General features: G+C 74.0%; 16 protein-coding genes. 4 read left to right on the top strand and 12 right to left on the bottom strand.

All coding sequences use genetic code 11. The features are described 5' to 3' along the window. Window positions 1–47 precede the first annotated feature (47 nt). Window positions 48–353, bottom strand: a complete 306-nt coding sequence (groES, locus tag UK12_RS08415; RefSeq protein WP_045301329.1) for a co-chaperone GroES — start codon at window positions 351–353, stop codon at window positions 48–50. Between the two features lie 261 nt (window positions 354–614). On the opposite strand from groES, the gene UK12_RS08410 reads away from it, so the two are divergent. Both UK12_RS08410 and UK12_RS08405 read left to right on the top strand, forming a co-directional pair. Continuing rightward, window positions 615–1,025 carry a DUF6234 family protein gene (locus UK12_RS08410; protein WP_156178602.1) on the top strand — a complete coding sequence of 137 codons (411 nt, stop codon included), beginning with the start codon at window positions 615–617 and terminating at the stop codon, window positions 1,023–1,025. A gap of 72 nt (window positions 1,026–1,097) precedes the next feature. After that, window positions 1,098–2,297, top strand: a complete 1,200-nt coding sequence (locus UK12_RS08405; RefSeq protein ID WP_045301325.1) for a class I SAM-dependent methyltransferase — start codon at window positions 1,098–1,100, stop codon at window positions 2,295–2,297. Here the strand turns inward: UK12_RS08405 and UK12_RS08400 are convergent. The 5 genes from UK12_RS08400 to tsaB all read right to left on the bottom strand — a co-directional run bounded on the left by UK12_RS08400 (window position 2,273) and on the right by tsaB (window position 5,792). Beyond that, window positions 2,273–3,154, bottom strand: a complete 882-nt coding sequence (locus UK12_RS08400; protein WP_082119428.1) for a polysaccharide deacetylase family protein — start codon at window positions 3,152–3,154, stop codon at window positions 2,273–2,275. The two genes, UK12_RS08405 and UK12_RS08400, sit on opposite strands and share 25 nt — an antisense overlap. Before the next feature lie 71 nt (window positions 3,155–3,225). Then, window positions 3,226–3,486: a hypothetical protein gene (locus UK12_RS08395; protein ID WP_045301323.1), complete on the bottom strand. Its 261-nt coding sequence runs from the start codon at window positions 3,484–3,486 to the stop codon at window positions 3,226–3,228. Next, entirely contained in the window at window positions 3,483–4,565 is a 1,083-nt protein-coding gene (gene tsaD, locus UK12_RS08390; RefSeq protein ID WP_045301320.1) for a tRNA (adenosine(37)-N6)-threonylcarbamoyltransferase complex transferase subunit TsaD, read from the bottom strand. Before tsaD ends, UK12_RS08395 begins: the two co-directional genes overlap by 4 nt. Then, complete coding sequence (gene rimI / locus UK12_RS08385) at window positions 4,558–5,142, bottom strand: ribosomal protein S18-alanine N-acetyltransferase (RefSeq protein ID WP_231591097.1); 585 nt, start codon at window positions 5,140–5,142, stop codon at window positions 4,558–4,560. Before rimI ends, tsaD begins: the two co-directional genes overlap by 8 nt. Continuing rightward, window positions 5,139–5,792: a tRNA (adenosine(37)-N6)-threonylcarbamoyltransferase complex dimerization subunit type 1 TsaB gene (gene tsaB, locus UK12_RS08380; RefSeq protein WP_045301318.1), complete on the bottom strand. Its 654-nt coding sequence runs from the start codon at window positions 5,790–5,792 to the stop codon at window positions 5,139–5,141. Before tsaB ends, rimI begins: the two co-directional genes overlap by 4 nt. A gap of 133 nt (window positions 5,793–5,925) precedes the next feature. On the opposite strand from tsaB, the gene UK12_RS08375 reads away from it, so the two are divergent. After that, the gene (locus UK12_RS08375; protein WP_052681714.1) at window positions 5,926–6,522 is read left to right on the top strand and encodes a hypothetical protein; all 597 of its coding nucleotides are present in this window, start codon (window positions 5,926–5,928) and stop codon (window positions 6,520–6,522) included. 127 nt (window positions 6,523–6,649) lie between these two features. On the opposite strand, the gene UK12_RS08370 is transcribed toward UK12_RS08375, so the two are convergent. The 6 genes from UK12_RS08370 to UK12_RS08345 all read right to left on the bottom strand — a co-directional run bounded on the left by UK12_RS08370 (window position 6,650) and on the right by UK12_RS08345 (window position 12,368). Further along, window positions 6,650–6,847, bottom strand: a complete 198-nt coding sequence (locus UK12_RS08370) for a hypothetical protein (RefSeq protein ID WP_045301314.1) — start codon at window positions 6,845–6,847, stop codon at window positions 6,650–6,652. A gap of 160 nt (window positions 6,848–7,007) precedes the next feature. After that, on the bottom strand, window positions 7,008–7,520 hold the full coding sequence (gene tsaE / locus UK12_RS08365; protein ID WP_045301312.1) for a tRNA (adenosine(37)-N6)-threonylcarbamoyltransferase complex ATPase subunit type 1 TsaE: 513 nt from the start codon (window positions 7,518–7,520) through the stop codon (window positions 7,008–7,010). A gap of 89 nt (window positions 7,521–7,609) precedes the next feature. Further along, the gene (locus UK12_RS08360; protein ID WP_045301310.1) at window positions 7,610–9,016 is read right to left on the bottom strand and encodes an alpha/beta fold hydrolase; all 1,407 of its coding nucleotides are present in this window, start codon (window positions 9,014–9,016) and stop codon (window positions 7,610–7,612) included. Next, window positions 9,013–10,212 (bottom strand): alanine racemase, encoded by a 1,200-nt coding sequence (gene alr, locus UK12_RS08355; RefSeq protein WP_045301309.1) that lies wholly within the window; start codon window positions 10,210–10,212, stop codon window positions 9,013–9,015. The genes UK12_RS08360 and alr overlap by 4 nt, the downstream gene beginning before the upstream one ends. Window positions 10,213–10,435: 223 nt before the next feature. Continuing rightward, on the bottom strand, window positions 10,436–11,983 hold the full coding sequence (locus UK12_RS08350; protein WP_045301307.1) for a bifunctional ADP-dependent NAD(P)H-hydrate dehydratase/NAD(P)H-hydrate epimerase: 1,548 nt from the start codon (window positions 11,981–11,983) through the stop codon (window positions 10,436–10,438). Between the two features lie 16 nt (window positions 11,984–11,999). After that, entirely contained in the window at window positions 12,000–12,368 is a 369-nt protein-coding gene (locus UK12_RS08345) for a holo-ACP synthase (RefSeq protein ID WP_045301305.1), read from the bottom strand. Between the two features lie 91 nt (window positions 12,369–12,459). Here UK12_RS08345 and cspE point away from each other — a divergent pair, with 91 nt between their 5' ends. Further along, entirely contained in the window at window positions 12,460–12,669 is a 210-nt protein-coding gene (gene cspE / locus UK12_RS08340) for a transcription antiterminator/RNA stability regulator CspE (RefSeq protein WP_045301303.1), read from the top strand. The last annotated feature ends 227 nt before the right edge of the window (window positions 12,670–12,896 follow it).

Below are 12,896 nucleotides of genomic sequence, written 5' to 3'. Positions count from 1 at the left end.
GGGCCCCTGTCAGTGCTGACACGGATCCGGGGCGGGCTGGTTTCGTCTTACTTCTCGACGATCGCGAGGACGTCGCGGGCCGAGAGGACCAGGTACTCCTGGCCGTTGTACTTGACCTCGGTGCCGCCGTACTTCGAGTACAGGACGACATCGCCGACGGTCACGTCGAGCGGAAGACGCTGGCCGTCCTCGAAGCGACCCGGGCCGACGGCCAGGACGACGCCCTCCTGGGGCTTCTCCTTGGCGGTGTCCGGGATAACCAGGCCGGAGGCCGTGGTGGTCTCGGCGTCGAGCGGCTGGACCACGATGCGGTCCTCGAGCGGCTTGATGGCAACCTTGCTGCTGGCGGTCACGTCCGAGCTCCCCTTCGGAGATTACGGGGTTGTTCTACAGGTCGGTGGCGATTGCTGCGGGCCTGCCGTCGCGGGGGTCAGACACACTTCGTCGCATTAGCACTCACCCGGTGGGGAGTGCCAGGAACGACCATAGGCTGCCGTTAGCACTCAGTCAACCAGAGTGCCAACGGCGTGGCTCCGTGTTCCGCGAAACCCGGCCACCGCGCCTGAGTAGACGTACTCATGTGCGAACCACCGGTGGCCGGAACACTGACTGCCGTGTCGACTTCTACCAGGACCGGCCCCACCAGAGGGCTCGACGTGGCGATCGCCCTGACCCTGTTCGCCGTGAGCGTGATCGCCGCCGCGGTGGCGGCCGGCGCGGGTTTCCTCTGGCTGCTCGGCAACACCGACTGGATGCCGGACTCGACCCCGCGGCCCGAGCCGAGCAGGGCTCCGCTCTGGTGGATCCTCGCGGCACTCGTCGCCCTGGTGCTGCTGCTGGGCGTCGGGGCCGCGGTCCGCCGCTACCGGATCGCCGCCGCCGTCCAGTTCGTCCTCGCGGCCGTGCTGGTCATGGGCGGCCTCGGCACGTATGCGTACGAGCACCGCCACGACGGCGAACGGAAGCCCCAGCCGCTGCCCGCGAACTACCGGCCGTGCTACAGCGGCAGCAACACGTGCAACTGAGACGCCCCGCCCGGTCTGCGGCCGCAGTCGGCGACCGACCTGCGATGCCCGCCGAGCGGGGAGAATGATCCCGTGGAGATCGAATCGTTCCGGGCCCTGCTGACCGACGAGGGCCAGGCGCTGCTGGCCGAGCTGCGTGACTTCAAGGCCGGCGAGGAACTGGCCCTGGCCACCCGGCTCCGCCGCGCGCACCCCGCCCCGCTGGTGTCCGCCGCGCTGGCCCAGGCGCAGCTGCGGCAGCGGGCCAGGGCGAAGTTCGGCGACCAGGCGGACGAGCTGTACTTCACCCCCGACGGTGTCGAACAGGCGACCCGCCGCAGTGTGGCCGAGTGGCGCGCGCAGCGCTTCGCCGCGCTGGGCGTGCGCCGCCTGGCCGACCTGTGCTGCGGGATCGGCGGCGACGCGATCGCCCTGGCCCGGGTCGGGATCGCCGTACTGGCGGTCGACCGCTCCCCGCTGACCTGCGCCGTCGCCGAAGCGAACGCCGCCTCGCTGGGCCTGGCCGAGCTGATCGAGGTGCGCTGCGCGGACGTCACCGAGGTGGACGTGACCGGGTACGACGCGGTCTTCACCGACCCGGCGCGCCGCACCGCGCGCGGCCGGGTGTTCGATCCCGAGGCGTACTCGCCACCGCTCTCCTGGGCGATCGAGGCCGCCCGCCGTACGCCGTTCGGGGCACTCAAGGTCGCCCCCGGCATCCCGCACGAGCTGGTGCCGGATGGCGCCGAGGCCGAGTGGGTCTCCGACCACGGCGAGGTGAAGGAGGCCGCGCTCTGGTTCGGCACCCGGGCCGACCGGCCGCACCGGGCCACGCTGCTGCCGGGCGACCGCACGCTCACCGGCGGTCTGCTGCCGGACCCGCCGGCCGGTCCGGTCGGCCGCTACCTGTACGAGCCGGACGGCGCGGTGATCCGGGCCCACCTGGTCGCCGAGGTGGCCGAGCAGATCGGCGGGCGGCTGATCGACCCGATGATCGCCTACCTGACCTCGGACCGGCTGGTGCCCACCCCGTACGCGCACGCCTACGAGATCAGCGACGTGCTGCCGTTCAACGTGAAGAAGCTGAAGGCCCTGCTGCGCGAGCGCGGGGTCGGCACCGTGGTGATCAAGAAGCGCGGCATCGGCATCACCCCCGAGGAGCTGCGTCGCCAGCTCAAGCCCAGCGGCCCGAACGAGCTGACGGTGATCCTCAGCCGCACCGACCACGGCCCGCTGATGATGCTCGGCCGGCCCGCGACGGCGGAGGATCAGCCGGCGGGCGCCTGGATGTAGTCCTCCAGCCGGGCGACCGCGAAGCCCTGCTCCTGGATCCGGCTGAGCAGCTCGCCGAACATCTGGGTCATGGTCTCGCCCTTGAGCTCCGACGGGCCGCGGAAGTGGGCGAGGATGATGTCGCCCGGCTTCAGCTTCTTGTCGCCGGACTGGTACTGCATGTCGTGTATCTGCATCGACTCGCGCCAGAGCACCACGGCGCGCGGTCCGCACTCCTGCACGGCGGTGTTGAGGCTCTCGGTCTTCGCGCCGTCCCCGAACGGCGGGCGGAAGAGCAGCGGGGCCTTGCCGTACTGCTGGGTGAGCGCCGCCTGGTCGTCGCAGACCTCGGACTTCTGCCTGGCCGCCGATATCTTGCTCATCTGCGGGTGGTCCACGGTGTGGTTCTGGATGTGGTTGCCGAGGGCCTGCAGTGGCTTGAAGTAGCCGTAGTCGTTCTTGACTATGTCCTTGGTCAGGAACATCGAGATCGGCACCTTGAGGTCGGTGAGCATCTCGACGAACTTGGGGTCCTTCTCCGCACCGTCGTCGATGGTGACGAAGACGACCTTGTCCTTGGTCGGGACTTCGCTGAAGACCGGGACCGGCCCCTTGGCGGTGAGCTTGATCGGCTTGTCGGCCGGTGCGGCGGGCGCCTCGGGCAGCGGCTTCAGCTTCCACTTCTGCCAGGCCGCGGCGTCGGCCTGCGGGGCCGCCGAGGAGGCCGGGGCCTGCGGGGAGGCGGAGTTCTGCGGCGCTCCGGACGCCGGACCCTGGGGCGCCGCCGCGCCCTTGCCGCCCCCGCCACCGCTGCTGCAACCGGTCAGCGCCACCAGCAGCACCGCAGCCCCGGCCGCGTACGTCCTGAAGTTCCTCACCGAACCGCGCTCCCGTATTCGTGTATCGAACACTTATCGGGACGTCAGGCTATTCCACGCGGTTGCCGCGGTCATTCCAGATGACTGCTGGTGAAGCTCCACCGGTGCACCGGGCGGGACAGCAGCTCGGCGGGCGGGTCGGGGACCGGGCCCGGCTCGGCCGTCCACCAGGTGATCAGCAGCACCCGGTCCCCGGCCGCGGTGAACACCTCGGTCCGCTCCAGGCCGGCCGAGCCGCGCAGCGCGGGCACGGCGGTCTCCAGCGCCCAGCGGTGCAGCTCGCCGCCCCGGCCCTCGACCGCACGGGCCTCCCACATCGCGGCGAGGGTCACGACCGCAGGGCCTCGTGCGCGGCGGAGTGCAGATCGGTGTGCGGCACCGAGACCTCGGTGACCGGCAGCGAGGAGTCCGCCGAAAGGTCGAAGGAGGACGGCGCCCGGTCCCGCCAGACCATCTCGGCACCGAGCGCGGCGACCATCGCGCCGTTGTCGGTGCACAGGCCCGGCCGCGGCACCCGCAGCACGATGCCCGCCTTGTCGCAGCGCTGCTGGGCCATCTCGCGCAGCCGCGAGTTCGCCGCCACGCCGCCGCCGATCATCAGGTGGTCGACACCGTTGGCCTTGCACGCCTTGACGGCCTTGCGGGTGAGCACGTCGGTGACGGCCTCCTGGAAGGAGGCGGCGACATCGGCGATCGGCACCTCCTCCCCCGCCCGGCGCTTGGCCTCGACCCAGCGGGCCACGGCGGTCTTCAGGCCGGAGAAGGAGAAGTCGTACTCGGGGTCCTTGGCGCCGCTGAGACCGCGCGGGAAGGCGATCGCCTTCGGGTCGCCCTCGCGGGCCCTGCGGTCCACCACAGGGCCGCCGGGGAAGCCGAGGCCGAGCACCCGGGCGACCTTGTCGAAGGCCTCGCCCGCCGCGTCGTCGATGGTCGCGCCGAGCGGGCGGACGTCGGTGGTGATGTCCTCGCTGAGCAGCAGCGAGGAGTGCCCGCCGGAGACCAGCAGGGCCATCGTGGGCTGCGGCAGACGGCCGTGCTCCAGCTGGTCCACACAGATGTGCGAGGCGAGGTGGTTGACCCCGTACAGCGGCTTGTCCAGCGCCCAGGCGTACGCCTTCGCGGCGCTCACCCCGACCAGCAGCGCGCCGGCCAGGCCGGGCCCCGCGGTGACGGCGATGCCGTCCAGGTCGGCAGCCTTGATCCCGGCGGTGTCCAGGGCGCGCTGGATGGTCGGGACCATCGCCTCCAGGTGCGCCCGGCTGGCGATCTCGGGGACGACGCCGCCGAAGCGGGCGTGGTCGTTGACGCTGGAGGCGACCGCGTCGGCCAGCAGGGTGGTGCCCCGCACGATGCCGACGCCGGTCTCGTCACAGGAGGTCTCGATACCGAGGACGAGCGGTTCGTCAGCCATGATCGGGTTCCTTCACGTCGTGCTGCGGGACGTCCTGCTGCGGGGCGTCCTCCTGCGGGTTGTCGAGGCGCATGACCAGTGCGTCCACGTTGGCGGGCTGGTAGTAGCCGCGCCGGATGCCGACCGGCTCGAAACCGAAACGCTCGTAGAGCCGCTGGGCGCGCAGGTTGTCCACCCGCACCTCCAGCAGCAGCTCGGCGCAGCCGCGCCGGGCGGCCTCGGCGACCAGGTCGGTCAGCAGGGCGGCGCCGAGACCGGTGCCCTGCTGCCCCGGCGCGACCGCGATGGTCTGGACGTCGCCCTCGCTGGCCACGGCCATCAGACCGGCGTAGCCGACGACGGTGCCGTCCGGGGTGGTGGCGACGGTGTAGTGGCGGGTACCGCCGGGGCGGGCCTCGGCCAGCTCGGACCAGTACATGCCGTGCGACCAGGCGTCCTCGGGGAAGAGCCGGAGCTCCAGCCCCATCACCGGCTCGATGTCCCACCAGCGCATCGGCCGCAGGGCCACCGCGCCGGCGCGCCCGGCGCCGGGCCGATCGGCGAGCGCGCCGCCGGGTCGGTCGGTGAGCCCGCTCACGCCGGGAGCACCGCCTTGTACCCCACGGGCACCTGGGCGTCCGGGCGGCGCAGGTAGAGCGGGACGCAGGGCAGCAGTTCGCGCCCGGCGGCCAGCTCGGTGGCCGCGAAGTCGGCGAGCGCACCGGCCGAGACGTGCTCGGGAGCGTGCGCGCCGGGGAAGGTCTCGGGGTAGAGCAGCGCACCGGCGCCGACCGAGCGCTGCTCGGGGCTCAGCTCGGCGGGACGGTCCACGGCGGGCCCTTCGACCCGGGCGCCCGAGGCGTCGTACGAGGCCCAGTAGACCTCCTTGCGGCGCGCGTCGGTGGCCACGGTGAACGGCCCGGTGAGGCCCTCGGTGCGGGCCTGGTGGGCGATGGCGTCCAGGGTGCAGACGCCGTACACGGGCAGGCCGAGGGCGTGGCCGAGCGCGGCGGCGGTGACCAGGCCGACCCGCAGGCCGGTGTACGGACCCGGGCCGACGCCGACCGCGATGCCGGTCAGCCGGTGCTTGTCGACGCCTGCGGTGCGCAGCACCTGGTCCACGGCGGGGAGCAGCAGCTCACCGTGCCTTCTGGCGTCGACCTGGAAGGTCTCGGCGAGGACGGTCGTGCCGTCGTGGACGGCGGCGGTGACGGCGGGGGTTGCGGTGTCGAACGCGAGCAGCAGCACGGGGTCAAGGTTAGAGGGTCGCCAGGGTCGACATTTCGTACTGGTCCGGAACACACGTCCGGATCGGTCCTGCCCGGCCCGGCGGACCTGGCACGATGGGCCGGGACAGCACGAGGCGGCGATCGGAGCACACGTGGCGAGCACGCGTCCTGGATTGGTGGTCACCGGCCTGACCGTCGGCGCCCTGGCGGTGATCGGCCTGCTGGCGTTCCAGGCCGACGGCGCGCAGACCCGGGCCCTCGCGGCGAAGCCCTCGGCGAGCGGCAGCACCGGCACCAGCCCCTCGACCACCCCGACCACCGGCGCCGACCAGGCCCCGCCCCAGCTGCCCACGACCTCCGGCACCGGCCGCCGGGTGGTGTACTCGCTCGGCAGCCACGCGGTCTGGCTGGTGGACCCGAAGAAGACCCCGCCGGTGCAGGCCGCCTTCAGGGTCACCCCGGGCACCGCGGACCCGACCGCCGGGGACTACACCGTCTACAGCCGTACGGCCGCGGCCACCGGCACCGACGGGATCCGGATCGAGCACGTGGTGCGGTTCGCCCAGCAGAACGGCACGGTCTTCGGCTTCAGTGCCGCCGTGGACGCCGCAAGCGCCTCCCCGGCCCCCACGGCCTCGCCCGCGGACCCGACCAAGCCCAGGACCGGCGGCATCCGCTCCACCCGCACCGACGGCCAGACCCTCTGGGACTTCGCCCCGTCCGGCACCAAGGTCGTCGTCGTCCCCTGATCGCCCCACAGGCGGATCGGACGGTGCTCCGGAAGACACGCAGCAGGCCGCCCCGCCGGTCGCGGCTCACCGGGGCCCGGCCGCGGACGACACCCGCCCGCGCCCCGTCACGACAGGTCGAAAGAACTCAGGCGGCCCTCGGCGGCGCGGCGGGCGGCTCGGCGTCCGCCTCCGGGGTCGAAGTCGGCGGGGTCGACACGGCGGCGGCGGCCGCGCAGGCGGCCAGCAGTGCGCGCATCGGGACCGCTCCGGCCTCCTCGGCCGGACGGGGCGCCTCGACCCGCGGACGCGGGGCGGGCTTGGCGGCGGGGGTGGTGCTCTGCATGGCGCCTCCCTAGTTAGGCAGACCTAACCGCGACACCATCCCACCATGCCGGACCGCCCGACCGCAACACTTTGCCGACGTCCTGTCGGAAAGCTCCCTCGTACGTGCGACGGGCTTCACTCGATCCGGTGGTGGATCCGGCCGGACTGGGCCGATCGGTCTAGGCCGACTCGACAGCCAGCACCGCGAGATCGACCTCGGCCCAGCGCTCGCCGAGGCCGGTCAGCGTCACCTGGCGCGGGTCGGAGTCGTCCTCGGCCGAGGCCGCGCCGCCGATCGCCCGCTCGATCCGGACTTCGAGCCGGTCCTCGGTCAGCTGCTCGACCTTGCCCTCGCCCCACTCGACCACGACCACCGACTCGGGCAGCGAGACGTCCAGGTCGAGATCCTCCATCTCGTCCAGGCCGCCGCCCAGCCGGTAGGCGTCCACGTGCACCAGCGCGGGGCCGCCGGTCAGCGAGGGGTGCACCCGGGCGATCACGAAGGTCGGCGAGGTGACCGCCCCCCGGACGCCGAGGCCCTCGCCGAGGCCCCGGGTCAGCGTGGTCTTCCCGGCGCCCAGCTCTCCGGAGAGCAGCACCAGGTCACCTGCCCTGAGCAGGGCGGCGAGTTCCCGGCCGAGCCGGTTCATCCGCTCGGGCGAGGCAACGGTGATGGCGGTCTGCGAGCCCATCGGGGTCACGGTGTCCTTCCGGGGAGTGGTCGTGCGTCGGGCCGGGACGTGTCGGGACGTGTCCGGCCGGGTCCGGTCCGGGCCGCGGTTCATGCTTCGGGGCTGCCGTCCGCCCCTGCCAGGTCGCGTACGGCCTGCGGCAGCGGTGCCGCGCCGACGTGTTCGACGGCCTGCCGGAGCAGGGCGGCGAGCCGCTGGTTCACCAGCTCGGGGCGCTCCAGCATGACCAGGTGACCCGCGTCCTGGACGAGCACCAGCTCCGCGTCGGGCAGCTCGCGGGCGATCGTCTCGCTGTGCTCGGGCGGGGTGAGCAGATCCTTGGTGCCGGCCAGGACCAGGGTCGGGACGGCGCGCAGGGTGGCGAGCGCGGCGGTCTTCTCGTGGGCGCTGAAGGCCGGGTAGAACTCGGCGACCACGTCGATCGGGGTGGCGTCCAGCAGTTGCTCGGCGAACCGGACCACGGCCGGGTCCACGTCCTTGGTCCCGAACGAGAACCTGCGGTACAGCACACTCGTCAGGTCCGCACCGAGCCGGCGGGTGGCCTCCACCAGTTCGACCTGGCGGCCGAGCAGCCGCACCACGCCGGGGGCGAGACGGCGCAGCAGTTTGGCACCGGCTGCGGGCAGCCCGAGGGTGACGGAGTCCCAGTCGCCGGCCAGGGTGCCGATCAGGGCGACCGCGGCCACCCTGCCCCCGCCTGCGGCCGGGGCCGCCCCCACGCCGAACAGCTCGGGGTGCTGGTCGGCCAGGGCCATCACGGTCATGCCGCCCATCGAGTGGCCGACCAGCACGATCGGGCCCTCGGGGGCGACCGCGTCGATGACGGCCCTGAGGTCGCCGCCCAGCTGGTCGATCGAGGCGAGTTCCCCGTTCAGGTAGGACCGGGAGCGCTCGGAGCGGCCGTGGCTGCGCTGGTCCCAGAAGACCAGCCGCAGACCCTCGCGCAGCGCGGCGCGCTGGAAGTGCCAGCTGTCCTGGGCGAGGCAGTAGCCGTGGCAGAAGATCACGGTCAGCGGGGGCCGCGACTCGTGGACGGCTCCGAAGCTGCGGCGGTTGGCCGCCCCCACCAGCGCGCCCGAGCCCGCCAGCAGTCCGGGCAGGCCGGTCCGGTCGACCTGGTTCTCACCGCGCTTGCGGGTGAACCAGCCGCGCCCGGTCCGGCTCTCCTCCGGGTGCACCTGGACCGGGTCCGGCCAGCCGGTGCCGTCCAGTTCCACGTACAGCTGGGTGCCGTCCGGGGCGGTCACGGTGTGCGGGCGGCCGCGGAGCGAACCGTACGGTGCGGCGGCGTCCAGCTCCTGGCGCGCCCGGCGGCGCATGGTGCGGCCGACCGTCAGGCGCTCTATCGCCACGCCGGCGGCGGCGCCGGCCGCGACCACGCCGACCGAGATGCCGATCAGGCCGGCCCGGCTCACCCCGGCCGAGGCCGACTCTGCGGCCTTCGCGACCTTCGCCACGGCGGCCACCGGGCTGCTGCTGCCGGTCGGCTCGCTCACGGCCGCGGACCCGGACCCTGTGAGCCGCCCACGTACCGGCGGGCTACCCGGGCGCCGATCCGGGTGACGATCTCGTACGCGATGGTGCCGCTGGCCAGCGCCCAGTCCTCGGCCGTCGGCTCGCCGCGCTCGCCGCTGCCGAAGACCAGGACCTCCTCGCCGACCTCGGGCGTGTCGCCGCCCAGGTCCACCACGAACTGGTCCATCGCGACCCGGCCCGCGGCCGTCCGCCACTTGCCGCCGATCTGCACCGGGCCGGCTCCGCTGGCGTGGCGCGGGATGCCGTCGGCGTACCCGACCGGGACCAGGCCCAGGGTGGTCTCGCCGGGGGTCGTGTAGTGGTGGCCGTAGCTGACGCCGTGGCCGCCGGGGACCGACTTCACCAGCGCGAGCCTGGTCGTCAGCGCCATCACCGGGCGCAGCCCGAAGTCGGCCGGCGAGCCGACCTCGGGGACCGGGGACACCCCGTACATCGCCAGGCCGGTGCGGACCATGTCGTAGTGCGACTGCGGGAGCAGCAGGGTCGCCGGAGAGTTGGCGATGTGCCGCACCTCCGGGCGGAGCCCGGCGCCCTCGGCGTACGCCAGGGCGGCGGAGAAGGCGTCCAGCTGCGCCTGGATGGACGGGTGGCCCGGCTCGTCCGCCGCGGCGAAGTGCGACCAGATGCCGACCACGTCGAGCAGGCCCTCGGCCTCGGCCTGGAGCAGCCGGCCGACCAGTTCCGGCCAGTCGCGCGGCTGGCAGCCGTTGCGGCCCAGGCCGGTGTCGGCCTTCAGGTGCACCCGGGCGCTGATCCCGGTCGCGCGGACCGCCGCCAGCAGCTCGTCCAGGGCCCACTGGCCGCTGACCGAGACGTCCAGCCGGGCGCGGAGCGCCTGCTGCCAGGGGCCGCCGGGGGTCCAGAGCCAGCACAGCACCCGCGCCTGGTCCGGACCGATCCCGGCCGCGCGCAGCGCCAGCGCCTCCTCCGGCGTGGCCGTGCCCAGCCAGGTCACCCCGGCCGCGACGGCCTCGCGGGCACACTGAACCGCGCCGTGGCCGTAGGCGTCCGCCTTGACCACCGCCATCAGCGCAGGGCCGTCGGTACGGTCCCGCAGCGCGGCCAGATTCCCGCGCAGGGCGGCCAGATCGATGGTCGCCTCGACCCGCGCCCCGTGTGTGAGAAGGGCCGGACCGGTCGTGTTCGCAGTTGTCATCGCGTATCAGTCTCCCAGACCCGCGCGGTGCCCCCGCCGAACCCCTGGTCGACGCGGCGGCAGAACCTCTGGAGACGCCTCCGAAACCCTCCGGGGTTCCCGGACCGCGCACGATCCCGGCAGCGCGGAGAACGCCGCCGCCACCGGCGGGACGACCGGCCGAACGCCTGCGCGTCCCCGGCCCACAGCCGGAGCCCGCCCCCGGACGCGGGGAAGGCCGCGATCAGCCCGCTACGGATGTGCCGGGCGGCGTGTCGCGCCCCTGCCCGGCGGCCCGGACGGTCCGCCAGGCGGCGGGGAGGGCGGCGGCGACGTCCAGTGCGGTGGCCGGGGCGCCGCCCTCGGCGGCCTCGCGGCCGGCCAGCCCGTGCAGGTAGGACGCGGCCGAGGCGGCGTCGAGCGGGCCGAGGCCGGCGGCCAGCAGGGAGCCCGCCAGGCCGGAGAGCACGTCGCCGCTGCCCGCCGTGGCCAGCCACGGTGTCCCGGTCGGGTTCACCCGTACGTCGCCCTCGGGTGTGGCGATCACCGTCGTGGAACCCTTGAGCAGCACCGTCGCCCCGTACGCCTCGGCCAGCCGGCGCGCGGTGGCCAGCCGGGCCGCGGCCAGCTCCTGCGCTGCGGGCGGCGCGGCCGCAGGCCGCCCCGCGGAGGCGTGCACCGCCGGACCACCGGCTGCGTCGCCGCCCCCCGGGCGGGCCCCCGCGAGCAGCCGGGCGGCCTCGCCCGTGTGCGGGGTGAGCACGGTGGGCGCGGTACGTCCGGCCAGGGCGGTCGGGCCGAGGCGGGCCAGTTCGGTGAGGCCGTCCGCGTCGACCAGGACCGGGACCTGCCCGGCCAGCGCCTCCTCCAGCGCCCGGGCGGCTCCGTCGCCGGAACCGGGACCGACCACCCATGCCTGCACCCGCCCGGCCCCGGCCGGCGACCCCTCCGTGACCAGCGTCTCGGGAAAGCGCCGCACCACCTCCTCGGCCGCCGTGCCCACGTACCGCACCGCGCCCGCCCCGCCCCGCAGCGCTCCCGCCACCGCCAGCAGCGCCGCCCCCGGGTAGCGCGCCGATCCCGCCGCGACCCCGACGACGCCCCGCCGGTACTTGTCGCTCTCCGCCGACGGCAGCGGAAGCAGGGCGGCCAGATCCGCGTGCTGGAGGACCGTCACGGCGGGCCGGGGCAGGTCCAGACCGATGTCCACCAGCTGGAGCGCGCCCACGTACGAGGCGGCGGGGTCGATCAGCAGCCCCGGCTTGTAGCTGCCGAAGCACACCGTCACGTCCGCCCGCAGCGCGACGCCCGGCACCTCGCCGCTGTCGGGGTCGATCCCGCTCGGGACGTCGACGGCGACCACCGCACCGGGCCGCTCGGCGGTCGCGTACGGCTGCGCCTCGGGCCGCAGCCCGCCCCGGCCGCCGATGCCGACGATCCCGTCGAGCACCAGGTCGGCCCGTTCGAAGGCCCGCTGATCGGACGTCACCCGGCCGCCCGCCGCCCGCAGCGCGGCCAGGCCGCCCGCGTGCACCCGTTCGGGTGAGAGCAGGATCGCGCTGACCGCCGCGCCGCGCCCGGCCAGCCGGGCGCCCGCGTACAGCGCGTCGCCGCCGTTGTCCCCGCTGCCCGCGAGCACCACCACCCGGCTGCCGTACACCCGTCCGAGCAGCCGGGCACAGGTCGCGGCCAGTCCGGCGGCGGCCCGCTGCATCAGGGTGCCGTCGGGCAGTCGGGCCATCAGCTCGGCCTCCGCCGCGCGTACTTGCTCGACCGTGTGTGCGTGGCGCACGGTGCCCTCCCCGGGGTCAGCCTTCGGCGATCACTACCGCCGACGCTACGCCCGCGTCATGGCTGAGCGATACGTGCCACGACGTCACGCCCAGCTCCGCCGCACGGGCCGCGACCGTGCCGGTCACCCGCAGCACGGGCCGGCCGGACTCCTCGGTGTGCACCTCGGCGTCCGTCCAGCGCAGCCCGGCAGGCGCGCCGAGCGCCTTGGCCAGCGCCTCCTTGGCGGCGAAACGCGCCGCCAGCGAGGCCGCCCCGCGGCGCTCTCCGGACGGCAGCAGCAGCTCGGCCTCGGTGAACAGCCGTCCGGCCATGCTCGGTGTCCGTGCCAGCGCGGCCTCGAACCGCTCGATCGCCGCGACGTCGATCCCGACCCCGATGATCACCCGGGCAACTCCTTACGCGATCTCCCACATAGAACAGCGGGCCACTGGAAAGGATGGCAGTCACATCCACACCAGACAGAGGAAAGCACCGATGGCGAAGATCAAGGGTCAGGTCAAGTGGTTCAACGAGTCCAAGGGGTTCGGCTTCATCAGCCCTGCTGACGGCAGCAAGGACGTGTTCGTCCACTTCAGCGCCATTCAGGGGAACGGCTTCAAGACCCTTGCGGAGGGCCAGAACGTGGAGTTCGAGATCCAGGACGGCCAGAAGGGCCCGTCGGCCGTCAACGTGACGGCGATCTGACCGCACACGCGAAGGCCCGCCCCTCCCGAAGGAACCGGGAAGGGCGGGCCCACTGCCGTGCCTGCTACTCCACCGTGACCGACTTGGCCAGGTTGCGCGGCTGGTCCACCTCGTGGCCCTTGGCGGTGGCCAGCTCGCAGGCGAAGACCTGGAGCGGAACGGTCGACACCAGCGGCTGCAGCAGGGTCGGGGTGGCCGGGATGCGGATCAGGTGGTCGGCGTACGGC

The organism is Saccharothrix sp. ST-888, assembly GCF_000955975.1.
GTDB lineage: Bacteria > Actinomycetota > Actinomycetes > Streptomycetales > Streptomycetaceae > Kitasatospora.
Note: the sequence above shows the minus strand (reverse complement) of the source record. Positions and strands in the feature narration are given on the sequence as shown.